The 24,641-nt window shown below is 65.0% G+C and carries 26 protein-coding genes; 14 read left to right on the top strand and 12 right to left on the bottom strand.

The features are described from left to right. Positions 1–191: 191 nt before the first annotated feature. Entirely contained in the window at positions 192–800 is a 609-nt protein-coding gene (locus tag QRN11_RS01920) for a TetR/AcrR family transcriptional regulator (RefSeq protein WP_502934997.1), read from the bottom strand. A gap of 126 nt (positions 801–926) precedes the next feature. Between QRN11_RS01920 and QRN11_RS01915 the strand changes: the two genes are divergently transcribed. From QRN11_RS01915 to QRN11_RS01890, 6 genes are all read left to right on the top strand, one after another. Continuing rightward, positions 927–1,484, top strand: coding sequence for an NAD(P)H-dependent oxidoreductase (locus tag QRN11_RS01915; protein ID WP_091419551.1), 558 nt, complete (start codon positions 927–929; stop codon positions 1,482–1,484). Positions 1,485–1,592: 108 nt separating this feature from the next. Further along, the gene (gene ligD, locus QRN11_RS01910; protein WP_285249646.1) at positions 1,593–2,837 is read left to right on the top strand and encodes a non-homologous end-joining DNA ligase; all 1,245 of its coding nucleotides are present in this window, start codon (positions 1,593–1,595) and stop codon (positions 2,835–2,837) included. A 521-nt stretch (positions 2,838–3,358) separates the two neighbouring features. Continuing rightward, entirely contained in the window at positions 3,359–3,772 is a 414-nt protein-coding gene (locus QRN11_RS01905) for a hypothetical protein (RefSeq protein WP_285249645.1), read from the top strand. A 99-nt stretch (positions 3,773–3,871) separates the two neighbouring features. After that, complete coding sequence (locus QRN11_RS01900) at positions 3,872–5,164, top strand: aminotransferase-like domain-containing protein (RefSeq protein ID WP_285249644.1); 1,293 nt, start codon at positions 3,872–3,874, stop codon at positions 5,162–5,164. A 49-nt stretch (positions 5,165–5,213) separates the two neighbouring features. After that, entirely contained in the window at positions 5,214–5,642 is a 429-nt protein-coding gene (locus QRN11_RS01895) for a universal stress protein (protein WP_091419548.1), read from the top strand. A 157-nt stretch (positions 5,643–5,799) separates the two neighbouring features. Then, entirely contained in the window at positions 5,800–6,135 is a 336-nt protein-coding gene (locus QRN11_RS01890) for a hypothetical protein (protein ID WP_091419547.1), read from the top strand. 23 nt (positions 6,136–6,158) lie between these two features. Here QRN11_RS01890 and QRN11_RS01885 read toward each other — a convergent pair whose 3' ends face one another. The 5 genes from QRN11_RS01885 to QRN11_RS01865 all read right to left on the bottom strand — a co-directional run bounded on the left by QRN11_RS01885 (position 6,159) and on the right by QRN11_RS01865 (position 11,808). Continuing rightward, a complete protein-coding gene (locus QRN11_RS01885; protein ID WP_285249643.1) occupies positions 6,159–6,776 on the bottom strand; it encodes a phosphatase PAP2 family protein in 618 nt (205 codons plus the stop codon). A gap of 5 nt (positions 6,777–6,781) precedes the next feature. Continuing rightward, the gene (locus tag QRN11_RS01880; RefSeq protein WP_285249642.1) at positions 6,782–8,281 is read right to left on the bottom strand and encodes a dihydrolipoamide acetyltransferase family protein; all 1,500 of its coding nucleotides are present in this window, start codon (positions 8,279–8,281) and stop codon (positions 6,782–6,784) included. Positions 8,282–8,288: 7 nt separating this feature from the next. Next, a complete protein-coding gene (locus tag QRN11_RS01875) occupies positions 8,289–9,269 on the bottom strand; it encodes an alpha-ketoacid dehydrogenase subunit beta (RefSeq protein WP_285249641.1) in 981 nt (326 codons plus the stop codon). Further along, positions 9,269–10,540 carry a pyruvate dehydrogenase (acetyl-transferring) E1 component subunit alpha gene (gene pdhA, locus QRN11_RS01870; RefSeq protein ID WP_285249640.1) on the bottom strand — a complete coding sequence of 424 codons (1,272 nt, stop codon included), beginning with the start codon at positions 10,538–10,540 and terminating at the stop codon, positions 9,269–9,271. Before pdhA ends, QRN11_RS01875 begins: the two co-directional genes overlap by 1 nt. A 149-nt stretch (positions 10,541–10,689) precedes the next feature. Next, the gene (locus tag QRN11_RS01865; RefSeq protein WP_285249639.1) at positions 10,690–11,808 is read right to left on the bottom strand and encodes a histidinol-phosphate transaminase; all 1,119 of its coding nucleotides are present in this window, start codon (positions 11,806–11,808) and stop codon (positions 10,690–10,692) included. A 155-nt stretch (positions 11,809–11,963) separates the two neighbouring features. On the opposite strand from QRN11_RS01865, the gene QRN11_RS01860 reads away from it, so the two are divergent. Continuing rightward, positions 11,964–12,386, top strand: a complete 423-nt coding sequence (locus tag QRN11_RS01860) for a phage holin family protein (RefSeq protein ID WP_142057421.1) — start codon at positions 11,964–11,966, stop codon at positions 12,384–12,386. A gap of 26 nt (positions 12,387–12,412) precedes the next feature. Here the strand turns inward: QRN11_RS01860 and QRN11_RS01855 are convergent, their stop codons facing one another. Then, the gene (locus QRN11_RS01855) at positions 12,413–13,738 is read right to left on the bottom strand and encodes a hypothetical protein (protein WP_285249638.1); all 1,326 of its coding nucleotides are present in this window, start codon (positions 13,736–13,738) and stop codon (positions 12,413–12,415) included. Positions 13,739–13,749: 11 nt separating this feature from the next. Beyond that, a complete protein-coding gene (locus tag QRN11_RS01850) occupies positions 13,750–14,052 on the bottom strand; it encodes a hypothetical protein (protein WP_285249637.1) in 303 nt (100 codons plus the stop codon). Positions 14,053–14,202: 150 nt separating this feature from the next. Here QRN11_RS01850 and purB point away from each other — a divergent pair, with 150 nt between their 5' ends. After that, positions 14,203–15,645 (top strand): adenylosuccinate lyase, encoded by a 1,443-nt coding sequence (gene purB, locus QRN11_RS01845; protein ID WP_285249636.1) that lies wholly within the window; start codon positions 14,203–14,205, stop codon positions 15,643–15,645. Between the two features lie 125 nt (positions 15,646–15,770). Further along, the gene (locus QRN11_RS01840; protein WP_285249635.1) at positions 15,771–16,445 is read left to right on the top strand and encodes a histidine phosphatase family protein; all 675 of its coding nucleotides are present in this window, start codon (positions 15,771–15,773) and stop codon (positions 16,443–16,445) included. On the opposite strand, the gene QRN11_RS01835 is transcribed toward QRN11_RS01840, so the two are convergent. The 3 genes from QRN11_RS01835 to QRN11_RS01825 all read right to left on the bottom strand — a co-directional run bounded on the left by QRN11_RS01835 (position 16,442) and on the right by QRN11_RS01825 (position 18,235). Next, entirely contained in the window at positions 16,442–17,365 is a 924-nt protein-coding gene (locus tag QRN11_RS01835; RefSeq protein WP_285249634.1) for a serine/threonine-protein kinase, read from the bottom strand. The two genes, QRN11_RS01840 and QRN11_RS01835, sit on opposite strands and share 4 nt — an antisense overlap. Beyond that, positions 17,362–17,649 (bottom strand): hypothetical protein, encoded by a 288-nt coding sequence (locus QRN11_RS01830; protein WP_285249633.1) that lies wholly within the window; start codon positions 17,647–17,649, stop codon positions 17,362–17,364. The genes QRN11_RS01835 and QRN11_RS01830 overlap by 4 nt, the downstream gene beginning before the upstream one ends. 70 nt (positions 17,650–17,719) lie before the next feature. Further along, the gene (locus QRN11_RS01825; RefSeq protein ID WP_285249632.1) at positions 17,720–18,235 is read right to left on the bottom strand and encodes a MarR family winged helix-turn-helix transcriptional regulator; all 516 of its coding nucleotides are present in this window, start codon (positions 18,233–18,235) and stop codon (positions 17,720–17,722) included. A 144-nt stretch (positions 18,236–18,379) separates the two neighbouring features. Here QRN11_RS01825 and QRN11_RS01820 point away from each other — a divergent pair, with 144 nt between their 5' ends. The 5 genes from QRN11_RS01820 to QRN11_RS01800 all read left to right on the top strand — a co-directional run bounded on the left by QRN11_RS01820 (position 18,380) and on the right by QRN11_RS01800 (position 23,580). Beyond that, positions 18,380–18,883 (top strand): GNAT family N-acetyltransferase, encoded by a 504-nt coding sequence (locus tag QRN11_RS01820; RefSeq protein WP_091419524.1) that lies wholly within the window; start codon positions 18,380–18,382, stop codon positions 18,881–18,883. A 58-nt stretch (positions 18,884–18,941) separates the two neighbouring features. Beyond that, positions 18,942–19,376 carry an acyl-CoA thioesterase gene (locus QRN11_RS01815; protein WP_142057405.1) on the top strand — a complete coding sequence of 145 codons (435 nt, stop codon included), beginning with the start codon at positions 18,942–18,944 and terminating at the stop codon, positions 19,374–19,376. 203 nt (positions 19,377–19,579) lie between these two features. Then, complete coding sequence (locus QRN11_RS01810; protein ID WP_285249631.1) at positions 19,580–20,656, top strand: extracellular solute-binding protein; 1,077 nt, start codon at positions 19,580–19,582, stop codon at positions 20,654–20,656. Positions 20,657–20,701: 45 nt separating this feature from the next. Then, positions 20,702–21,769, top strand: coding sequence for an ABC transporter ATP-binding protein (locus tag QRN11_RS01805; protein WP_285249630.1), 1,068 nt, complete (start codon positions 20,702–20,704; stop codon positions 21,767–21,769). Then, positions 21,766–23,580, top strand: coding sequence for an ABC transporter permease (locus QRN11_RS01800; protein ID WP_285249629.1), 1,815 nt, complete (start codon positions 21,766–21,768; stop codon positions 23,578–23,580). Before QRN11_RS01805 ends, QRN11_RS01800 begins: the two co-directional genes overlap by 4 nt. Here QRN11_RS01800 and QRN11_RS01795 read toward each other — a convergent pair whose 3' ends face one another. Beyond that, positions 23,581–24,636 (bottom strand): FAD-dependent monooxygenase, encoded by a 1,056-nt coding sequence (locus QRN11_RS01795; protein WP_285249628.1) that lies wholly within the window; start codon positions 24,634–24,636, stop codon positions 23,581–23,583. Positions 24,637–24,641 lie beyond the last annotated feature (5 nt).

Genomic DNA, 24,641 nt, shown 5'->3' with positions numbered 1-24,641 from the left:
AGCTGGCAACCCGCCGGCTGTTGGGCCAGTCCTGTGGACTATGTTGCGGGTCACATTCGAAGAGGAAACTATCACAAGCGGCCCCGCAAAATACGGGCCCATGCGCGCAAACATAACTGCACGTATCAGATTGTTATGAATAACTTTGTGAAGTTGATGTGACTGGACGAGGGTGCGGGAAGGGGCGTAATCTACGCGCCGCTGACAACCCTTGTGACAAGATCCTGCCAGGAAGCAGCCAGCCGCTCCGTACTCACGCCGTGCACCTGGAGGAGGTTGAGGAGGCGGTCCGGGGCGAGGGTGGCGGCCAGTGAGCGGGCCATCAGCCAAGGGTCCGCTTCGAGCCCCTCCTCACGCAGCAGCAGTTCGATGTGCCGGTGCCACAGGGCGGCAGCAGGAGGCTCGAACTCCCCGCGGGAAGTGTTTTGGGCCGCGAGCGCCAACTCGCCGAACTCCACGGTATAGGCGATGCGTTCCACGCCGAACGCGATGAGGCGCTGCAGGCCCGGCGCTCCAGGGCCAAGCGGCGGGGGCCCGAACATAAAGCGCTCCTGGAAAGCTGCCTCGGATTCGCTCAGCAGGGTCAGCATCAGGCCGGCCCGGCTGCCGAAACGGCGGAAGACGGTGCCCTTGCCTACGCCCGCCTGCTCGGCGAGCCGGTCCATTGTCAGCCCTGCCGCGCCGCATTCGCTGATCAGTTCCCGGGCTGCCGTAAGCAGCCGCTCCCGGTTCCGGGCAGCATCGCTGCGTTCCGCGGCGCCCTTTGACGGAAGTTCGGGGCGCATTGAGATGGAGCTCACATCCCACATTCTAGACCCGGGGAATAAGAACCGGACCATAGTCCGTTTAGATGGATGAAGGCATCGAGCCTCTCTTGTTTACCCGGCCGGCGGTCCCCTCCCGCCGCCCCTACCCCAGGAGTCCATATGACCAAGAGCACCGTCCTTACCCTCGTCGGCAGCCTGCGCGCCGAGTCCACCAACCAGAAGCTGGCTGAAGCCATCCAGCTGAACGCACCGGAGCAGGTGGAGGTTGTCATCCACGAAAGCCTGGGCAACATCCCCTTCTACAACGAGGACATCGACGTCGAAGGCCAGGTTCCCGCCGCTGCTGCCGCGCTGCGCGCCGCGGCCAATGAGGCGGACACCGTCCTGTTGGTCACCCCCGAGCACAACGGCACTGTTCCTGCCGCGCTGAAGAACGCCATCGACTGGCTGTCCCGCCCCTTCGGCGCGGGCGCCCTTGCCGGCAAGCCCACCGCCGTCGTCGGCACCGCCTTCGGCCAGTACGGTGGAGTTTGGGCCCAGGACGAGGCCCGCAAGGCGGCAGGAATCGCCGGCGCCCAGGTCCTCGAGGACGTTAAGCTCGCCGTTCCAGGCTCCATGGTGCGCTTCGCTGAACTGCACCCGAAGGACGACGCAGAGGTTGTGGAGCAGATCAAGGGCGTCTTTGATGCCCTTGCAGCCGTCCAGCCTGCCGCCTAAGCAGCCTTCCCGGATGCCCGGCGCGATACTTCGCGCCGGGCATCTCGTGTTTAACCCGGCAGGCCCGCAACTCTGGCTGACGCGCCGGATCGTTGCTAGCGTGACGCCATGAACCCCTCGAAGGCCCCGGCCAGGATCCTTGACATTGCCGGCGCCGAGGTTCGCGTCTCGAGCCCCGACAAGGTGGTGTTCCCCGGGCCCGGGCTGACCAAGCTGGACCTGGTGAACTACTACCTGTCCGTGGCGGACGGAGCCCTGCGCGGCGCCGGCGGCCGGCCCATGGTGCTCAAGCGGTTCCCCAAGGGCATCGATGCGGAACCGTTCTTCCAAAAGCGCGTACCCGAGAACCACCCGGAATTCATCGATACGGCGACGCTGCACTACGCGTCAGGAACGTCAGCCGAAGAAGCCGTGATCCGCGATGCCGCAGGCCTGGCCTGGGTGGTGAACCTTGGCTGCCTGGACCTCAACCCGCATCCCGTCCGCGCAGAGGACCTCGAGCACCCGGACGAGCTGCGGGTGGACCTGGATCCCATGCCGGGGGTGGACTGGTCGCAGATTGTAGACGTCGCCTACGTGGCGCAGGAAGTGCTCGACGACGTCGGGCTGGCCGGATGGCCGAAGACCAGCGGGTCCCGCGGGCTGCACATCCTGGTGCGCATTGCACCGCAGTGGTCCTACCGTGATGTGCGGCTTGCCGCTGAAACACTTGCCCGTGAAGTGGAGAACCGCGCCCCGGGCCTCGCCACGGCGCGGTGGTGGAAGGAGGAGCGCGGCGAGAGCGTCTTCGTCGACTTCAACCAGAACGCGAAGGACCGTACCGTGGCCTCGGCCTACTCGGTCCGGCCCCTGCCGGATGCCCGTGTTTCCACGCCGCTGGCCTGGGATGAAGTGCGCTCCGCGCGGCCCGAACAGTTCACGGTGCTCACCGTTCCCGAACGTTACGAGGAGGTGGGCGACCCCCACGCCGGGATAGACGACGTGGCGGGTTCGCTTGAAGGGCTTCTTGCACTGGCGGCCGAACTGGGTCCGGCAGAGAAGGCGCCGCGCAGCGGGGACGGCTCTGGACGCCGGCAGTCGGTCATGCCGCTGATCGAGGTTGCGCGCACCAAAACCAAACCCGAGGCACTGGCGGCGCTTGAGGAGTGGAAGTCACGGCATGCCGGCCTCCTGCCTGCCCTGCATCCGGCGGATGTGCTGGTTGATGGAATGCGCGGTTCCAGCTCCCTCTGGTACCGCGTCCGGGTGAACCTGCAGCACGTCCCCGAGGCCGAGCGGCCGAGGCAGGAGGAGCTCATCGCCGACTACGATCCGTGGGCTGGCAAGGTATGGCCGGGGCGACCGGATTCCTGATGGCGGGAACGGCACCGCCGTGACCAACTCTTGTCCCAACCGGTACCTCCCGGACATTCTTTGCCGGATGCGCCCGCCGTAACGTTAATTCACGGAAAGTACCGGGACGGGATTGCGGTGCGCGCATGGCAGGCAGGCGCAGTAATGGACAACGGGTGGCGGTGGTCCGTGCTGTGGTGGCGGCATCAGCCCTCGTCCTTCCGCTGTGGCTCGGCTCCTGCACCCTCGCTCCTCCCGCTCCTGCCCCGTCTTCCCCGGCCCCACCGGTAGACCCTGGTCCCGGCCCCGTGGGGGCCCCAGTACCTGCTGACCCCGCCCCCCAGCCCCAGCCACAGGACCCCCCGCCGCCCCAAACTGCGCCCACCCCCGAAGCGCTGGAAACGCAAGCCGCCCAGGCTCCTGCCGCCTCAACCGGGACCGGGCCCGGCGGCACCCCGGCGCCCGTCCCTGGCATACCGAAAGTACCGGCGTCGCAAAGTCCTGCGACATCCGCGCCGGCCCCCTCAGGCAGGGCAGCGGCGGTGCAGGCAGTGACGGCCTATTACGTGTTGCTGGACGACGGCGGAACCAACGGCGTGCGCTTCGGCTGCAATGACAGCCTGGTGGGGGTGGCCCGCACCAGTCCCGCCGCAGAAGAGCCTCTGCCTGCCGCAGTGGGGGCACTGCTCGAAGCACCAACCGAAGCAGTGCTGCCCAAGCCGGCACGCAAGACCTACAACGCCCTGACCAACTCCGACCTGAAGTTCCTGTCAGGCAGCTTCGATGGCACCACCGTCACGGTGTATTTGGCCGGAACACTCCGGCTGGGTGGGGTTTGCGACATCCCCCGGGTGGAAGCGCAACTGACCCAAACAGCGGTGGCAGCCGTGGGAGCCATCCGTGCCGAAATCTATGTAAACGGCAACGGCCTGGCCGAAGCGTTGCGCCTCGACTGACCGGCCTACGTGCTCCTGTTCCTCCACGTTGTCGCCGAGATCGAGCTCGGAATAAACGAATGTTGCCTAGCCGGCAACTCCCGGCTGTATCCTGTGGATGTGACCCATGAGACACTGGACGCCGCAGCACGGACGCTGCCCGCAGAAGCCATTGATGCCATCGAGCGGGCGGCCACGTCCGCCCACCGCCATGAGGACTTGTTCTCAGAGCGCGCAGCCAACATACGCCAGTCCGCCGTCCGGGATGTCTTTGATATTTCCCTGCGCCCCGGACTTGTTTCGCTTGCCGGCGGAAGCCCCTACCTGCAGTCCCTTCCGCTCGACCGGCTGGCCGCCACCGCTGCCGCCATCATCGCCACCGACGGCCTGACTGCCCTCCAGTACGGCAGCGGGCAAGGCACCCAGGAATTGCGTGAGCAGATCTGCGACGTGATGGCGGCAGAAGGCATCCTTGACGCCCGGCCGGAAAACGTGGTGATCACCGCAGGATCGCAGTCCGCACAGGATGTGGCCACCAAAGTCTTCTGCAACCCCGGAGATGTGGTGCTGGTGGAAGACCCTACCTACGTGGGCGCCCTGAACACCTTCGAGGCGTACCAGGTCCAGGTGGAAACGGTGGAGATGGACCAGGACGGCCTGGTCCCGGACCTGCTGGAGGCCAGGATCGCGGCCCTGCAGCTGGCCGGGAAAAACATCAAATTCCTGTACACGATCCCCAACTTCAACAACCCCTCCGGCATAACCCTCGCCCGGAGCCGGCGGCAACAGATCGTGGATATATGCAGCAGGGCGAATATTCTGGTCCTGGAAGACAACCCCTACGGGCTCCTGCGCTTCGAAGGCGAACTGCTTCAACCACTCCGCGCGGAGAATCCGGGGGACGTTATCTACCTGGGGTCCTTCTCCAAGATCTTCGCTCCGGGGCTGCGCATAGGGTGGGCCCTGGTACCGGAGCATCTTCAGCGCCGGTACTACCTCGCGGCAGAATCGGTCACGCTCTGCCCGCCCGCGCTGAACCAGATGATGGTTTCCGCGTACCTGCGGGAGTACGACTGGAAGGGCCAGGTGGAGACCTACCGCGGACTGTACGCCGAGCGCTGCCGGGCCATGCTCGATGCCCTCGAGGAGCACATGCCCGCGGGGACCAGCTGGACCACTCCCGAAGGCGGCTTTTTCGTCTGGGTGACACTGCCCGAGGGTGTGGACACCTACCCGCTGCTGCACAAGGCTATCGACGCCGGAGTGGTGTTCATCCCCGGCGCCGCCTTCACGCCGTCGGACGAGCCGTCCAACAAGCTGCGCCTCGCCTACAGTGCCGTGCCTCCGGAGGCGATCACCGAGGGTGTGCGCCGGCTGGCGCCGGTACTGCGGGAAGCCATCGCCGGGCTGTAGCGTAGGGCTCACCGGACTTAAGCCCGCATACCAAGCAAAGGAGCAATACATGAGCGGAATCATCGTTGTAGGGGTGGACGGCAGCGGTACGGCAAAGAAGGCTGCAGAGTCGGCCCGGGACCTGGCTGCCGCGCTGGGCGCGTCACTTCACGTGGTCTCGGCCTTTGACAGCGACCGCACCGAAGTCTTTGGCAGCGGCAGCGACCAGTGGATCGTCTCCGACGCCGACGCCGCTGAGCACGTGGCCCGCACCGTTGCCGAATCCCTGGGCCGGGACATCAAGGTGACCTACTCCGCAGCCCGGGGACGCCCGGCGGATGCCCTCATCAAGGAGGCCCTGCGGATGGAAGCGCGGATCATCGTGGTTGGCAACCGGCGCATGCAGGGTATTGGCCGGGTGCTGGGCAGCGTTGCCAACAGCGTGGCCCACAACGCTCCCTGCGACGTTTACATCGCCAACACCTACGACGCCGACTGACAGTTACCGCGGACACTCCCCGGGGTGGCGGAAGTCGCCCCGGTGGGTGTCCGTTCTCACGCCCTTTTACGCCCTTTATGCTGCGGGCGCAACGATAAAATTGGATAAGCCCCCAACGGCGCGGACACCCACCTTCCTCCATTATCAAGGGGCCCCATTGCTCACTCTCCAGCGCCGCCAGCTCGTAGGCCACGACATCCTCCTGGCCCGGCACGGCAACCACATCTGCTCTATGCGGGTTGACCGCGGCAACGGCACCGTGGTTGCACTCCTGGACGACGGAAGCGTGGACAGCGCGCCCAACCTGATTGTTCCCGGCCTGGACATGCCGGCCACTGTGGCCAGCGTTCTGCGGGAAGACTGGAAGCTCCTGACCGCCCTGGGCAGCGCGGGAGCCGTACTGGGCGGGCTGATGATCGCGGCAGCCGTTTCCCTTGGAACCATGGCCGATCCCACCACCATCGAAATGCTTACCGCTTACTCGACTTTCTGAGGCTCCCGGGTTCGTTCCCCGGGCTAAGGCACCATCCAGCCTTGCAGCAGCCACCAGATACCGGCCATCACCACGCCACCGAACAGTGACCCGGCAACCACCTGAGCCACCGTGTGGGCCCGCAGCACCACGCGGGACCAGCCCACGGCGGGGATAAGCAGGAGCAACGGAAGCCAGGCCGGGCCGAGCATCATGACGGCAATCACGGCGGACGAGGATATCGCGGCCGCATGCCCGCTGATCTTCCAGAACGGGCTGACGCCGGCCAGCACCACCACCCCGCCCACCACGGCAAGAACCATGGCAACGACGCTCTCCGGCGCCCCTGCAGCCTCCAGCACCAGCAGTCCTGCCACGATCGATCCCAGCGCCATCAGCAGCACGGGCGCGCGCTGCTTCCGGTCGCTGACGTGATGATCGGTAACTTTTCCCAGCCGCACCAGGACCAGGAGCAGGAGCAGCGGGATGACGCAGACGAATAATGCTGCCAGCGCCCCGTACGCCATGGTGCCGGGAAACCCCGGCTGGGTGAGGGGGCTGACGAGCAGCTGCACACTCACCACCACGGGCGGCTGGAACACCTCGGTGATCCAGCCCGCAATCCGGTTTTTGGCACGGATGGCGCCGGCGTTGATGACCATGTTTCCTAATCCAGCAGGAGCGCCGGCTCCTCCAGGATGGCGGCGACGTCGGCCATAAAGCGGGCGGACAGGTCACCGTCCACCACACGGTGGTCGAACGAGCCGCCCAGGGTGGTGATCCAGCGCGGGATCACTTCCCCGTCCAGCACCCAGGGCTTCTGCTTGATGGTTCCGAAGGCCACGATGGCCACTTCGCCGGGGTTGATGATCGGGGTGCCCGTGTCGATGCCCAGCGCGCCGATGTTGGTAATGGTCAGAGTTCCGCCCTGCATTTCGGCAGGCTGGGTCTTTCCGGCCCTTGCCGTGGTGGCCAGGTTGTTCAGAGCCAGCGCCAGCTCCTTCAGCGACAGGTCCTGCGCGTTCTTGATGTTCGGCACCATCAGGCCGCGCGGTGTTGCCGCGGCGATACCCAGGTTCATGTAGTGCTTCACATGGATTTCGGCGGCACCTTCAGCGGTGTCCACCCAGGTGGCGTTGACGCTGGGGTTCCGGGCAGCCGCCCAGATCACGGCCTTGGCGAGGATGAGCAGGGGGGAGACACGGATGCCTTCGAAGTCCCTGGAGGCCTTGAGCCGCTTGACGAATTCCATGGTGCGGCTGGCGTCCACGTCCACAAAGATGCTCACGTGCGGTGCCGAGAAGGCCGAGTCCACCATTGCCTTGGCCGTCGCCTTGCGCACCCCCTTGACGGGGATCTGCTCGATGCGCTGGTCCTGGGGCTTTCCGGCCTTGCCCCAGAATCCGTCCGCCTTGTCCAGTTCGGCGTCCCGTTGTGCCTGGTAGCTGACCAGGTCCTCGCGGGTCACCTCGCCGCGCAGGCCTGTTGCCACGACGTCTGCCAGGTCGATGCCCAGGTCGCGGGCGATCTTGCGGACCGGAGGTTTTGCCAGGACCTTGTTGACGAGTCCGGTGATGGCACCGCCGAACGTGGGCCGTTGGTCCAGGGTTTCGCCGGTTGGGGCTGCTGCGGCGGCTGGCGCACTCTCCGGTTCCGCCGCGTCGCTGTTGGAGGAGCGGGGCTGGACGGGCTCCACCTCCGGGGCGTTGAGCGTGTGGGAGTCGGCGGGCGCGGTCTTCCGCGGCCGGCGCTTGACGGCGTCTGCCTTGGGTCCGGAACCCACCAGCGGACCGCCGGCCAGGGGACTGCCCGGCCCGCCGCCGTCGGCCGTTGCTTCTTCCGGTACATCCGCGGGGAGCTTGCCGTACAGCGGCTGGACGGGGGCTTCGGGAGCCCGTACGTCAGCCGGCGTGGGGTCGCCGGAAACCTCGTCGCTGACGCTGATGATGGCTGTACCAACGTCGATGGTGATCCCTTCGGGGACCAAAAGTTCGCTGACGGTGCCGGCAAAGGGTGAGGGCAGTTCCACGATCGACTTGGCGGTCTCGATCTCGCAGAGGACGTCGTTGATGGCTACGGCGTCACCGGGCTTCACTTTCCAGGAGACGATTTCCGCCTCAGTGAGGCCCTCGCCCACGTCAGGGAGGTTGAACTTGTTCAGGGTCATGGTGTCCTCAGTAGGAGAGGGCGCGGTCCAGCGCCTCGAGGATGCGGTCGATGTCCGGAAGGTAGTCTTCCTCCACCTTGGCAACGGGGTAGGGCATGTGGAAGCCGCCGACGCGGATCACGGGTGCCTCCAGCGAGTGGAATGAGCGCTCACTGATCCGGGCCGCAATCTCGCCGCCGATCCCGCCGAAGGTGGGGGCCTCGTGGGCCACAATCAGCCTGCCGGTCTTTTGGACCGACGCGGTGACAGTGTCGAAGTCGATGGGCGAGATGGAGCGCAGGTCGATGACCTCCACGCTGTGTCCGTCTTCCTCTGCGGCGTTGGCTGCCGCGAGGGCCACCGGGACCAGCGGCCCGTAGGCCACAATGGTGGCGTCGGTGCCGGTGCGCAGGACATGGGCCTTGAAGGGATCACCGGCCGCGCCGGGAGCATCAACGTCAACCTCGCCCTTGAGCCAGTAGCGCCGCTTCGGTTCGAAAACGATCACGGGGTCCTGGCACTGGACTGCCTGCTGGATCATCCAGTAGGCGTCGTGGGGGTTGGACGGGGTGATGATCCGGAGCCCCGCCGTGTGGGCGAAGAGCGCCTCGGGCGATTCGGAGTGGTGCTCGATGGATCCGATGCCCCCGCCGTAGGGGATGCGGATGACCACGGGGACGCTGAGGTTGCCGTTGCTGCGGGAGTGGATCTTTGCCAGCTGCGTGGTGATCTGGTTGAAGCCCGGAAATACGAAGCCGTCGAACTGGATCTCGCAAACGGGGGTGTAGCCGCGCAGTGCCAGGCCGATGGCCGTGCCGATGATGCCGGATTCGGCCAGCGGAGTGTCCACGACGCGGTCGGGACCGAACTCGCCGATCAGGCCGTCCGTCACGCGGTAGACGCCGCCCAGGGCGCCGATGTCTTCGCCCATCAGCAGGGACTTGGGGTGGTCCGTCAGGGCGGTGCGGAGGCCTTCGTTAATGGCCTTGGCAATGGTCATGGTGGTCATCAGTGGCCTGCCTTTGGGGACGCCTGGGCGGTTACTGCCTGCCGGGCCGGCTCTTCTTCCGGCTCCTCGCCTGCGAACCCGGCCGAGTATTCCTCGAACCATGCGAGTTCTTCGGCTACCAGTGGATGGGCTTCAGCGTACGTGTTGGCAAAGGCGGTGCGGATGTCCGGGGTCTCGAGGTCGTGCGTGGTGCGGCGGACGTAGGCGGCGAGCTCATCCCCATCGGTTTTGACCTTGGCGAAGAATTCTTGGTCCGCCATGCCTTCAGAGCGCAGGTACTTCTCCAGGCGGGCCAGGGGATCCTTGGCCTTCCAGGCGTCCTCTTCTGCTGCCTGCCGGTATTTTGTGGGGTCGTCCGCTGTGGTGTGCGCGCCCACCCGGTAGGTGAAGGCCTCAATCAGGACCGGTCCCTTGCCCTGGCGTGCGTGCTCCAGGGCCCATTCCGTGACGGCGTGGACCGCGATGACGTCGTTGCCGTCAACCCGGATACCGGGGAAGCCGTACCCCTTGGCCCTGTTGGACAGCGGCACCTTGGTCTGCACTTCGGTGGGGACAGAGATCGCCCAGTGGTTGTTCTGGCAAAAGAACACCACGGGGGCGTTGTAGGAGGAGGCGAACACCATGGATTCGTGGACGTCGCCTTCGGAGCTGGCGCCATCACCGAAGTAGGCGATCACCGCCGCGGCCGGCTCAGCGGCCGGATTTCCGGTTCCGGCGGCAGTGGCGGCGGCCAGTTTCTGGTCCCGCTGGATTCCCATGGCATATCCCACCGCATGAAGTGTCTGTGCTGCCAGGACCAGGGTGTACAGGTGGAAGTTGGTGTCCTTGGGGTTCCAGCCGCCGTTGGAAACACCCCGGAACTGGCGCAGGAGCTCGGCCAAGTCCACGTTGCGGGTCAGGGCAACACCGTGTTCACGGTAGGTGGGGAAGATGTAGTCCTGCGGCTGGCTCGCGCGGCCGGAACCAATCTGTGCGGCTTCCTGACCTGTCAGTGGAACCCAGAGGGCCAGCTGGCCCTGGCGCTGCAGGGCAGTCGCTTCGACATCGAACCGGCGGATGGCGGCCATGTCAGCGTAAAGTCCGCGGAGCACCTCCGGGGTCAGCTTCCTGGCGTAGTCCGTAAACACGGGATCGAAGCCCAGCTTCCCGTCCGGGCCGAGGAGCTGGACCATCGGTGCCGGGGGCTCACCCATGACTGCTTCGGCATCAGCCTCGCGCTGATCGTCTACAGCTGTTCCGTCGAACTCGGTGGAAGGCAGATGTGTGCCCATACCGTCTCCTTGCTTGCCGCATCCGGATGCAATGCAATGTCGCTGGGATATATGCCGTAAAGGGAATAGATTCCCCTTGCGGCATATATGTTGGCTTACTGATCCTAACTTTATCCTCAGTAACTAAGCGCAAAGCTACTTGTTAAGTGCTAGGAAGCGCGCGGGGCCTTTGTATAGTTCGCACACAACGCGAGAAACCGGCTGTTGGCCTCTTCCTCACCGATGCTCACCCTTACTCCCTCGCCGGCAAATGCCCGCACCGACAGTGCCTGTGTGGCCGCCAGTTCGGCGAACCCTATGCTGTCGGCGCCGAGATCCAGCCAGACAAAGTTTCCCTGCGCGTCGGGAACAGCCCAGCCCAGGCTGCGCAGCCCTTCGGTGACCCGGTCCCGCTCATCCACCAGCCTTTGTACCCTTTCTACAACCTGGGGGTAATTCTGGAGGGAAACAATTGCTGCCGTTTCCGCAATCTGCGACACGGCAAAGGGCGTGGCTGCGACCCGCAGGTGCTGCGTCAGCTCCGGATTGGAGATGCTGTAGCCAACGCGCAGGCCTGCCAGCCCGTGTGCCTTGGAGAAGGTGCGGAGCACCACCACGTTCGGGTACTTGCGGTAGAGGCTGATCCCGTCCACCGCGCCGGGCTCGCGCACGAACTCCTGGTACGCCTCGTCGATGACCACCACCACGTCAGCCGGGACAGAGCGGATGAAGGCCTCGGTCTCAGCGGCACGGAGGGCAGGACCGGTGGGATTGTTCGGGGTGCACAGGAGGATCACTTTGGTTCGGGCTGTGACTGCCGCCGCCATGGCCTTGAGATCATAGCGGCCCTCGCTGGTCAGCGGGACGGGAACACCGTCTGCACCCGAGAGGCCAACGCTGATGGGGTAAGCCTCGAAGGAGCGCCAGGCGTAAACCACTTCATCCGGCTTGCCGTCTTCATTCCGCCCCGCGAACGCCGCCAGCAGCTGGTTCAGCGCGCCCAGGCTGCCCGCGCCGGTGACAATATCCTCGGCGGGAACATCGAGGAATCCGGCCAGCTCGGTGCGCAGGCGGCTGCTCAAGGGGTCGGGGTAGCGGTTGAAGTCCGTTTGCCTCGCGATGGCCTCGATAACCGCCGGGATGGGAGGCAGCGGGTTTTCGTTCGACGACAGCTTGTAGCTGGCCAGTCCCTCCACGGCCGCAGGAGGTTTGCCCGCGGCGTAGCGTGGCAGCCTTGCCACCACAGGACGCGGCTGGATACCCCCGGCAAGGGTGTTTGATGACGTCATGGAGACCAGCCTACTTCTCCCGATGCCGGAAGGAAGGCTGGATTGCGCCGGGGATCAGGTTGACTGATTCGAGCATCTGAAAGGCGGAGCCGGGAGCCCGCGGCCGGCATTCTGTCTTTGAGCCAACCCTCAGGGCGGTGTGAAACCATGGCCCTATGAGACTGATTGCCCGGGTACTGATCAATGGCCTCGCCCTCTGGGTGGCGGGCTGGATACTGCCAGGGCTGGAGATCTCCAGCTCCGCCACAGCGGATGCGGTGGCAAAGACCGGCGTGACACAGGGGACGGACACCATCGGGATTGTCCTCGCCTACCTGTTCATCGGCCTCATCTTCGGCCTGGTAAATGCTTTGGTCCGCCCCCTGGTGAGCCTCCTCGCGCTGCCCCTCACCATCCTGACCCTCGGCCTGTTCACCATCGTGATCAATGCTGCGATGCTCTACCTGACCTCCTGGATCAGCAGCTACACTCCAGTGCACTTCACTATCGATTCCTTCTTCTGGACCGCCGTTTTGGCGGCGATCATCATCACCCTGGTCTCACTCGTGGCCGGCAGGATTACCGGCACCCGACGATAGGTAACTCAGCGCCGGCGCTGCGCCCGCTACCGTCCGCCGTACCCGCGCTCCCGCCTCCGGTTGTCCGCCGCATGGAGATTTGTCTCGGGACCCTTGGTCCGGGACAGGGAGAACCGTGTGGCTGTAGCTGTTCCGCCCGCTCCCAATGCAGCGCCCAGCGCCGCGGTAGATGCAACAAGGGAGGGATCATTGCTGGCTGATACTGCCCGGGCGCCGTCCTGGTAGCTGCTGATCTGGTGACCCGGACCAATACCCACCCGCTCCCCTGTCTGAGCGTACAAATCATTGTTCATAGTCGCTGTTACCTGGTTCCTGGCGTCCCTGTTGGGTGCTCCGTCGGTGCCGGGAACCCAGTCGGTCCGATGCTCCAGATGGAGGGTGCTGACGCCGGGATCCGGCCTGATTCCTGCCACGGGTGACCCTGCTGTCAGCACGTATTTCAGGTCGTAATCGCTCAGGAAATCTTCGTTCGCAGCCAGGTTCATCGCATGGATCCCACCCTGGCTGTAGCCCGCTGCCACCACCGTGGCGCCCTTTTGGGCGCCGGCCGCTTTCAGCGCCTCAAGAACCGCCGCGCTCACATTGCCGGAACGGTTGCCAACGCCCTCGACTATTCCGTTCAAGCCGAATGGATTCTCGTCTGGTGTGTTCAGTTGCGTGCCGGGAATTACCACCACGTATGCCTTTTGTCCTGCGTTCTCGACCTCGATCACCTCGATGAAACCGGCTCCACGCGCATCGATCAGCTGGATACGTTCCAGCAGACCCGCGGGAGAAGGATCGAAATCAATGGGAATGCTTTCTTGCGGCTGGACTTCAATGGGCTGCGGCCTCATTCCTGGATACGCAGCCTCCACCAGCATCTTGGCGAGGGGAGTAGCGGGAACCGCCAGCGCAGTCAGGTTCTCAACAGCCGTTCTGTTCAGGAATCCCGTCCGCCAAAAGTCTGACTGCATCTCCAGCTCAGCGGCGATGAGTGGCCGGTCGGGGTTGCTGTATGTCCCCGCCACGGCTTCCGCCACTTCGTACTCCTGCTTGCAGGCCCGAACGTGGCTGCTGATGCGCTGCAGCTCAGTCCGTACTTTTTGAATGGACCGCTCGGACTCGTCGACGGCATTCATCGCCAGGCTGCCCGACCATCGGGGCAAGTCCTGGAAAGGCACCAGGTCCTCCCAAATCCGGCGGATCTCAACCTCCAATCCAGAGAGCCTGTCCGCCAGGTCATCGAGCTTTTCGGCGCCTCCCGTCAGCTCTTCCAGCTGGAACCTGATGCCGCCGACACCTCCTCGAATAGTGAGGAATCCGTCGTCGGGAGGGCCGGACAGGTGGATGGAGCCGCTGCCTGAGGGCATCACCTCAGACATCAGCGCGCAGCCGGAGACGTGCAGCCGGCAGTGAAGGTCTCCTGGCTGTGCCGCTCCACCGCAGCCCTGGCCTCAGTCAAGGCTTCAAGCGCACGGCGCAGGGCTGCCGACTGAAGCAAAACCGCGTCCCGGTATGCGCGGCCTGCCGGTGACTCCCACTGCAGCAGCTGGATATCCCTGAAGCTGTCCACAACGTCCTCACCGCGGACAACGCAGACGGCCACCCGTTCGGCCAATGCCCTCACCTGCGAGACGCGCAGCATCTCCTGTTGCAGGTCTGCCTCCGCCAGTTGGCTGCCCATCAACCGACCACCTTTCTACGCAAAGCGGCCCCGCTGATCCGCCTGGCATGAACGCTACGGAGGACAACGCGGGTACCCAACCACCGGCGTCGGCTATGTGGACAAGTAACCAGCTAAAGCTGCCACGGCAGTTCATGAAAGAATCAGCACATGCCTGAAACCGCCGCCACAGCTGATACCCGTACGCCCTCAGGACGCCTGGCCCTCGCCGCGTCCCCGGAAAAAATCGCGCTTGGCCCGCTGGACGGCCGCTACCAGTCTGCCGTCGCGCCCCTCGTTGATTACTTGTCCGAGGCAGCCCTCAACCGCGACCGCGTCGCCGTCGAAGTTGAATGGCTCATCCACCTGACCAGCAACAACGTCCTCCCGGGCGCCGGTCTCCTGACCGAGCAGCAGCAGGAGCAGCTCCGCGCGATCGTCACCGAATTCGACGCCGCCTCAGTGGCGGAACTCGCCGAAATCGAGGCAGTCACTGTCCATGACGTGAAGGCTGTGGAGTACTACATCGGGCGCCGCCTGCCCGCCATCGGCATCGAAAACCTGACGGCCATGGTGCACTTTGGCTGCACCTCAGAAGACATCAACAACCTCTCCTACGCACTGGGCGTCAAGGGTGCTGTGGAGGACGTGTGGCTCCCGGCGGCGCGCGCACTGGTGGACCAGATCAGCAAGATGGCGCAGGAAAACCGTGCCGTCCCCATGCTGTCCCGCACCCACGGCCAGCCCGCCACCCCCACCACGCTCGGCAAGGAACTGGCGGTCATCGCGCACCGCCTGACCCGCCAGCTGGACCGCATTGCCAAGACTGAATACCTGGGCAAAATCAACGGCGCCACCGGCACCTATGCAGCCCATGTTGCATCCGTTCCCGGCGCGGACTGGCAGCAGGTGTCCAAGTCCTTCGTGGAGGCCCTGGGACTGACCTGGAACCCGCTGACCACGCAGATCGAGAGCCACGACTGGCAGGCAGAACTCTACGCCGACGTCGCGCGCTTCAACCGCATCCTCCACAACGTCTGCACGGACATCTGGAGCTACATCTCCATCGGCTACTTCGCGCAGATCCCGGTGGCAGGTGCCACCGGGTCCTCCACCATGCCCCACAAGGTCAACCCCATCCGCTTCGAAAACGCAGAAGCGAACCTGGAGATCTCCAACGGCCTGCTGGACACCCTGGCTGCAACGCTCGTCACCTCCCGCTGGCAGCGCGACCTCACGGACTCCTCCAGCCAGCGCAACATCGGCGTGGCGTTCGGCCACTCCCTCCTGGCCATTTCCAACGTCGCCAAGGGCCTGGAACGCCTGGATGTAGCCGAAGACGTGCTGGCCGGGGACCTCGACACCAACTGGGAAGTCCTGGGCGAAGCCATCCAGATGGTGATGCGCGCCGAGGCGATCGCCGGCGTCGAAGGCATGGAGAACCCCTACGAGCGGCTCAAGGACCTGACCCGCGGACAGCGCGTGGATGCTGCCCGAATGCAGGAATTCGTGCAGGGCCTGGGCCTGTCAGCCGATGCCGAGGCGCGCCTGCTCGAACTGACGCCCGGCAAGTACACGGGCATCGCGGACCAGCTGGTGGACCACCTCAAGTAATCCGCGGCAGAAGCCAGGAATAGTACGACGGCGGCGCCGGGCTTTGCGGAGCCCGGCGCCTTCTGTTACGGGAGCCTTTCCCGGGGCTGGCCGGGAGGCACGCTGCCAGGTGCGAAACTGGAGGAATGAAGCTGCTCCTCATCCGCCACGGGCAAACCCCCGGCAACGTGCTTGGCCAACTGGACACCGCCCACCCCGGCCCCGGGCTGACCGAACTCGGTGAACGGCAGGCGGAAGCCCTGGCCCGGGCGCTGGCAAATGAGCGGATCGACGCCCTGTACGCGTCCACCCTCATCAGGACGCAGATCACCGCGGCGCCCCTGGGCCGGAGGCAAAGCCTGGACGTGGAGGTGCTGGACGGCCTGCACGAGATCGAGGCGGGGTCGCTGGAAAAGCTGACGGACCACGAATCGCACAAGCGGTACATGGGAACGGTGATTTCCTGGGCCGCAGGAGACCTTGACCGGCGGATGCCTGCAGGTCCTGACGGGCACGAATTCTTCGGGCGTTTCGACGCCGCCATCGCAACCGTTCTGGAACGGGCATCAGGCGGGGAGGCCACCGTGGCCGTGGTCAGCCACGGTGCGGCCATTCGCACCTGGGCCGGACGCCGGGCGGACGGCGCGGACCACGAGTTCGCTGCCAAGCACGTACTGGCCAACACCGGAATCGTGGCCTTGGAAGGCGATCCGGGCAACGGCTGGAAGCTCCTCCATTGGGACGGCAGCCCCGTGGGTGGCCTGGCCCTTGCTGATCCCACCGCCGAGGATCCCACTGGAAAGAACGTGGCGGAGCCCTAAGCCGGCTGCCCGATCCGGCGCGAGGGGAACACGGTCAATTTCCTGCAGGGACCGCTCGCCTTCGCAGGTGGTGTGCGTACCAGCCGGCTGGCCATTGCGGCGGCCTCGGCAGCGGTCGGCCGTGCAGCGCTGTCCATGGCCGTCAGGGCCTGGAGCAGGTTGCACCAGCCAGGTCCAAGGGAGTCCGGAACGGCGGGGCTTCGGAGGGTCCTGGCCACCAGCGACTCGATGGCTGTGCCGGGGAAAGCCTTGGCTCCGGTCAGCAGCTCCAGCAGCACCAGTCCCATGGCATAGACATCCCAGGTGGTCCGCGCCGGTCCGCCTGCAGCCTGCTCAGGGCTCATATAGTGCACCGTTCCCGATGAGATGCCAGGTTCGGGAGGCGAACCCGCCGCAGCAACGATGCCGAAGTCGATGATGCGCACGGGACTTCTCCGAAGACCGCTCAGCATCAGGTTGGCAGGCTTGATATCACGGTGCACCAGGTCCTTTTCGTGCAGGTGGGCCAGCGCTCCAAAGAGGCCGGAGGCCCAGGCGGCGACATCTGGGGCCTGGGGCGGGTGCGTGTGGATCACTTCGGAGAGGCTCGCTCCCAGGGCCAGTTCTTCGACCAGGAAGGGACGGCCGGCCAGCGGTGTCCCGGCAGGCATCACGCCCTGGGTGATAAATCTGATGATCGACGGATGGTCCAATCCAGAAAGGACGGCGGCTTCGTTCGTGGTCCGCTCGAAGTGTTTCCTCGAGTCGCCCACAGCCACCTTGACGGCTACGTCCGGGCCGCCCTCACGGTCAATGGCGCGGAAGACTTCAGCGAGCGAACCGCGGCCCAGCCGTTCCTTGAGCTCGTAGCGAGCCGCCACGGTTGCCCCGGACAGGAGCGTGGCCTGCTTCTGCCCCACCACCAGGGCATGGGTGCTCATGCAGACAGGGCGGGGATGTGGGCTGCACCCAGACCTGCGTCCAGCTGGAAGCCACAGCCGCAGCGCCACACGGGCGGCAGCTGGACAGGGCCGCCGTCGTCCGGTCCAAAGGTGTAGCCGACGGCGGCCGGTCCCACCGCCGGGGTAACCAGCTCCATGCTGGTACCGCAGTGGACGGCGGCGAGCCCGGCGGGCCCATCAGTCGTCGGAAAGCCGTTCAGCGATGTCCGGCCCGCAAAGATGTCAGGGGAACCAAGCTCAGTAAAAGTAACCAACGCACTCACGACTCCGGTCTGCTGGGGTTCAGGAACTGATCGTAAGCATACATATTGCTAGGTCATCTAGCTAGCCCGCCTAGTTACTTTCTTTATGCCCTTCATCGAGATGCTCGAGGGCTTCGGTCATGGTCTGCAGGAAGTCGACCACCACCCGGGCCTCCTCAGCGCTGAGCCCTTCCGCAACCGCCATCATGCGCCGGTGCATCGCACCAAGAGTCACCCGGACCTCCTGGTCCGATTCGGGTGTGGGAACCACTACTACCGAGCGCCGGTCCGTGGGGTGCGCCTCACGGCGGACGTGGCCACTCGCTGCAAGCCTGTCGATGAGCGAAGTGGTGGAAGCGCTGGTGATTCCCAGAAACTGGCTCAGGTCCTTAGGGGCCACACTCCTGCCTGAAGCCTGGGCGCGGAGGAGGTAGCGCAGCGCGAGAATGTCCGTCTCCCCCATGCCCATGGAGTCGCGCGTGGACCGTCGGACAGCAGTCTCGGCCGCGCGATAGTCGCGCAGCGACTTCAGCACGGCCGCACTGTAGTCCAGCTGCCCGTCCGGGCCATACCAATATCCGGAGCCTTCATTGCCTTTGGAGCGCATAAAAATATCCTAGACCAACTAATAACTAGCCAGCCAAGTGAATTAGCGCGCAGCGTTATCCGGCCGCTTACGGGGAAGAAACACCCGCGTAACCGGCGCCTCTTAGCCTTGTTAGGCATATCCCTTCGGCGAATCGAGGCAGACATGCAGACCAATCCCCGGCTGAACATCCGGCAGGTCGCCTGGTCCAACCCGGTGGGCGCCGACCTTCGCCACGCCCAGCAGGCCGAACTCGACGCCCGCTTTGGCACGCCGGACCACGAACCGGGTCCGCCGCCGTCGAGCGCTGACTGCGCAGTGTTCCTCGTGGCGTACGACAAAGGCTCCGGCCAGCCCGTGGGCTGCGGCGGCCTGCGGCTCCTTGACCCGACGACGGCGGAAATCAAGCGCCTCTACGTCCTGCCCTACACCCGCGGCTCGGGCGTGGCCAGCTCCATCCTTGCTGCCCTGGAAGCCGAAGCCTTCAAACAGGGAATCACCCGCATCAAGGCCGAAGCCGGTTCCGCCCAGCCCGACGGACGGAACTTCTACGAGAACTCCGGCTTTGAACCCGTTCCCAACTTTGGCCCCTACGTAGGCGTTGAACACTCATATTGCTACGCGAAGACCATCCACGCCCGCAGCGCAGCGCACACAGCAATGGCCTAGCAGCAGGACGTGGCCGTCATACTCGTTGGCGCCGACGCTCCTCAGCTAACCTCTGCCTATGGAATCAGCAGACATCACCTTCCGCACCCGAAAGTGGGTCCGGCCCGAGGACCTGAACGCCAACGGCACGCTGTTCGGCGGCAGCCTGCTGAAGTGGATCGATGAGGAGGCTGCCATTTATGCCATCCTCCAGCTCGGCAACGGCCGCGCGGTCACGAAGTACATTTCGGAAATCAACTTCGTCAGCTCCGCCGTCCAGGGCGACCTGGTCGAGATGGGGCTGACCGCCACCCGTTTCGGCCGGACGTCGCTGACCATGCGGGCCGAGGTCCGGAACATGATCACACGCCAAAGCATCCTGACCATTGAGGAGATCGTCTTCGTCAACCTCGACGCCTCCGGCAAGCCGGAGCCGCACGGCTACACCGAAATCACCTACGACCGGGACAGGATCCCCACGCACCACCTGACGGACGCGCTCCAACAGGACTGACTCTTGGACTGCACGACGGCGGCCGGCAGCAACGAGAGTTAACCCCAGGTTTACGCGCGGGGCGCCAGCCGTTTCTCGAGCTGGACCACAGTGGACAGTCCGGCTGTTTATCGAATCGATAGCAATAAAGCCGGATTTTCGCCATGCCCAGCTATAGGCTGGCCGGACATGCTCCGATTCCAGTCCAGAAATGAGTCCTGATCGTGCGTAAATTCCACACTTTGGCTGCCGCCGCCGTCGCCGTTGCCCTGCTCGCGGGATGCGGCGGGGGCGGAACGTCCCCCGCCGCCCCGGCCGATTCGTCACCGGCTGCTGCCGGTGGTTCCGGCGAAACACTGGTGGTTTACACCAACTCCAACGGCGAAGGCCGCGGGGACTGGCTGACCGCAAAGGCTGCGGAAGCAGGCTTCAAGATCGAGATCGTGGGAGCAGGCGGCGCTGACGCCACCAACAAGCTGATCGCCGAAAAAAACAATCCGATCGCCGATGTCGCTTTCGGCCTGAACAACATGTACTTCTCGCAGATCAAGGCCGAAGGCGTCCTGGAACCGTACGAGCCGGCCTGGGCCGGGGACGTTGATAAGGAACTGGCGGACGGTGAAGCCTACTGGCCCCTGGTCAAACAGGCCATCCTCCTGGGCTACAACTCCGACAAATTTTCCAAGGATGCCGCGCCGCGGGACTGGATTGATCTTTGGACGAAGGACGAATTCAAAGCCCGCTACGAGCGCGTGACGGGCCTGGGTACCGCCACAGCCCAGCTGGTTTTCGCAGGCATCCTTAGCCGCTACCGCGATGACTCCGGCGATCTGGGCATTTCGGATGAAGGCTGGAAGCAGGTGGAGCAGTACTTCCAGAACGGCAGCCCCGCTGTTGCCAAGACTGACCTCTTTGCCCGCATCGCCTCCGGCGAAGTGGATATGGGCCAGATGCCGTCATCGATCATTGCCGACCGCGAAAAGTCCTTCAACGTCAACGTCGAGACCGTGATCCCTTCCGCCGGCGTTCCCCTTGCCGTGGAGCAGATAGCCCTGGTGAAGGGCACCAAGAAAAAGGATGAGGCGCAGAAGTTCATCGACTGGTTCGGCAGCGCCGAGGTCCAGGGCGAGTTTGCGCAGAAGTTCAACTCCATGCCGGTGAACAAGGCGGCCCAGGCCAAAGCCAACCCGGACGTGGTGGACTTCTTCGCCGACCTCAAGCAGCAGGACATCGACTGGGAATTCGTGCAGGAAAACATGGGTGCCTGGGTGGAGAAGATCGAGCTCGAGTACATGACGTAACCGGTTCCGCCCCGCCCGCTTCCGGTTCCACCAGACAGGGTAGCCATGATCCGCTTGGACAACATCGAAGTTTCCTTTGGCGATTTCACCGCCATCCCGAACCTGGACCTGCACGTCCGGCCCGGCGAGTTTTTCACCCTGCTGGGACCGTCGGGCTGCGGAAAGACGACGGCGCTGCGCACCTTGGCCGGTTTCATCCAGCCATCCAAGGGCACAGTGCGGGTGGACGGCAAGGATGTCACCAGGCTTCCCAGCGACAGGAGGCAGGTGGGCATGGTGTTCCAGAACTATGCCCTTTTCCCCAGCATGAGCGTGTGGGAAAACATTGCCTTCGGCCTGCGCGTACGGAAAGAGAAACCGGCGGACAGCGACCACATGGTCCGGGACATCGCCCGGCGGGTGGAGCTCAGTGATGATCAGCTGGCCAAGAACGTAGCAGAACTGTCCGGCGGGCAGCAGCAGCGCGTGGCGGTGGCGCGTGCACTGGTCCTGCGGCCCAAGATCCTGCTGCTTGATGAACCCCTGTCCAACCTGGACGCGAAGCTGCGGCACCAATTGCGGCAGCAGCTCAAGGACCTGCAAAGCCAGTTCGGCATCACCACTGTTTACGTCACGCACGATCAGGACGAGGCGCTGGCGATGAGCGACAGGGTGGCAGTGTTCAACAAGGGCGTGGTGGAGCAGGTGGGCACGCCCCAGGAGATCTACGACCATTCCGCGACCGAGTTCGTCTGCAACTTCATCGGCGACAGCTCGGCGCTGACTCCGGAGTTCGTCGCGGAGGTGAACCGCCGCTCGGGATCTGCGCTCAGCACGGACGCCAGCTCCTACCTGCGGGTGGAAAAAGCGTCCCTGCATTCGGGGGCGGAAGGGGGAGCCGCCGTCGGACTTCCCGGCACGGTTCTGTCCCGCACCTACCACGGCCTGCACAGCCGCTACGTGGTGCGCAGCCACGGCTCGGATATCCGCCTCCTGGTCCGGGAGGACGGCGGGCCGCAGCCGGAGCCGGGAAGTGATGCCACGGTGTATCTCCGGCCTGAACACGTCCTGCAGTACCACCCTGCGACCGGCAGGGCGCTGGAGCGGGAAGACCAGGCGGTACCGCTGCCATGAGCGGCACGCCGGTCCGCAGCATGGCCCGCTCCCCCTTCGTCCTGGTGGTGGGTGTTGTCCTCACCTGGTTCATCGCCGCGTTCCTGGTGTGGCCCAACGTGAATATCCTGATGGCGACGTTCTTCCCGGACGGCAGTTTCTCCGGCCGGGCCGCGGAGAAACTGTTCTCCTCCCAACGGGCCATGAAAGCCCTGGGGAACAGCTTCCTGCTCGCCGTGGCACTGTCCATCACGGTGAACCTGGTGGGAGTCTTCATTGTCCTGGTGACGCACTACTTCCGGATCAGGGGATCCAGGATCCTGTTTTTGGGCTACGCCTCGACGTTCATCTACGGCGGCATTGTGCTGGCGGCCGGGTACAAGTTCATCTACGGCGACAAAGGCATTGTCACGTCCCTGCTGGTCAAGGTGTTCCCTGGCCTGGACCCGGGCTGGTTCTCGGGTTTCTTCGCGGTCCTGGTGGTGATGACTTTTGCCACCACCACCAACCACATGCTGTTTGTGGCCAACGCGTTGAAGGGCATCGACTACCAAACTGTGGAGGCGGCCCGGAACCTCGGCGCTTCCACCTGGACAATCCTCCGGCGGATTGTCCTGCCCATGCTCAAGCCCACGCTGTTCGCCGTCACCATCCTGTCCTTCCTGACCGGCCTCGGCGCTTTGAGCGCCCCGCAGGTGCTGGGCGGCCGGGACTTCCAGACCATCACGCCGATGATCCTGACCTTCACCAACAGCCCCACCTCCCGCGACCTCGCTGCGCTGCTGGCGGTCATCCTGGGCGTGGCCACCATCCTGATGCTCGCCGTCATGTCCCGGCTCGAAAAAGGGGGCACGTATTTTTCGGTGTCAAAGGTGTCCTCGGCCCTGCAGAAACAGCAGATCACCAACCCGGTAGCCAACGTGGTGGTCCACACCCTGGCGTACCTGCTCTTTGCCGTATACACCTTGCCGGTACTCCTGATTGTGCTGTATTCCTTTGCCGACGGCGCCGCCATCCAAACCGGGCAGCTCTCACTGGACAGCCTGACGCTGGAGAACTACGCGCGGGTCCTGACGCAGCAATCCGGGCTGCGGCCGTTCATCGTCAGTGTGGTGTACAGCGCCCTGGCAGCCCTGATCGCCGTCGGCGGCCTGCTGTTCGTGGCCCGCCTGCTGCAGAAGTACCGGAACTGGGTGTCCACCGCCTTCGAATACCTGCTGCATATACCGTGGATCCTGCCCTCGGCACTGCTCGCACTGGGCCTGATCATCAGTTACGACCACCCCAATCCCCTGGTGGGCGGTGCCGTCCTCACGGGCACCACGGTGATCCTGCTGATCGCCTTTGTGACGGTCAAGATCCCCTTCACGCTGCGGATGCTCAAGGCGTCCTTTGCCTCCGTGAATTCCTCGCTGGAGGAGGCGGCGGCCATCATGGGCGCCAAAACCCTCTACGTGTTCCGCCGGATCCTCCTGCCGCTGGTGCTGCCGGCAGCCGCCGCCATCACAGCCCTGAACTTCAACAGCCTGCTGGATGACTACGACACCGCGATCTTCCTGGCCCACCCGCTGGTCCAGCCCCTGGGCCTGGTGATCAAGGCCAACACTGACGGTGCCGAGGGTACTGAGGGTGTGGCCAACACCTTTGTGTACACCGTGCTGCTCATGGTCATCACTGGTATCACCATGTACCTGGTGTACGGCCGGTCCGGGCGGAAAGGGCCCGGCCGAAAGCGGCTGCCGGCAGCGCCTCCTCCCGCGGCAGTTCCCGGCCCCGCACTTGGCATGATGTCCGATGACGAAACGGGGAAGGCTGCCGCTCCCGTCCGCTGATCAGCCTGCAGAACCGCTGCCGACGGCGGCACGCACCTGCCGCCGTCGCGCCAGGCTGAGCAGCCGGTCCCGGAGGGGCTGCCCGCCTTCTGCCAGCGCAACGCGCGCGAGCGCGGAGGAGGCCACGCTCAGGGCACGGGTCCGCAGGCGGCGCTGCCGGTCGTAGGCCTGAAGTGCCTGCTCCTCAGGCAGCGTGTTCAGAAGATCGGCCAGTGTTACCGCGTCCACCAGCGATTCGCAGGCGCCACGTCCGAGGGTGGGGGCCATGGCATGGGCAGCGTCACCGATGAGCACGGTCCTGCCATGGACGAAGGACTTGAGACGCGGAGTTGTCCAGATCCGCTGCACCAGGCAGGCTTCGGGCGTGGCGGCCGCCAGTACTTGCCGGACGGCCGGCGCGTACGCTGCGAAGCGCTCCCGGGTCTGCTCCAGGGCTGACGCTGCGTCGATGCCGTACGGGCCAAGCGTGGACCGGTAGCTGGCGTACCAGAACATTCCACCCCTGGCGGAGGCGATGCCGAACAAGTCGCCGCGGCCCCAGTACTCGCCGACCACGTCCGGACTGACCGTCGAGGGAAGGGTCCCGCGCAGGGCGAGGTAGGGCGTGAGTTTGGCGGCGCTGCGGCTGCCCCAGCCCTCGCGGCGGACCAGGCTGTGCACGCCGTCTGCCCCGACCACCAGGCCACCCCGGGGCGGAAGCGCCTGGACATGGTCCGTGACGCGGCGGACGGTAGCGGGGACGGCCGCATCAAGCAGCCGCAGCAGCTCGATGCGGGAGACCGCGAACATGTCCCCGGCACTGACGGTGACCCAGGGCTCGCCTGCGGCATTGCGGACTGAACCGCTGCCAATCACCGGGCTGACCGCCCGGGCCTCCTCCAGCACCCCAATCCGGGCCAAGGCGCGCTGGGCGTTCGGCCACATCCCCAGCGCGTTCCCCACGCTGGGCAGCTCCGGCCGCTTCTCGTAAACCGTCACCTCGAAGCGGTTCGGGTCCAGGCAGGACGCCAGCGCCAGGCCGGCAATGCCGCCGCCAACAATCGAGATTGTTTCCATGGCAG

Source organism: Pseudarthrobacter sp. fls2-241-R2A-168 (assembly GCF_030209335.1).
Lineage (GTDB): Bacteria > Actinomycetota > Actinomycetes > Actinomycetales > Micrococcaceae > Arthrobacter.
The sequence above is the reverse complement of the archived record's forward strand: the minus strand, read 5'-3'. Positions and strand labels throughout refer to the sequence as shown.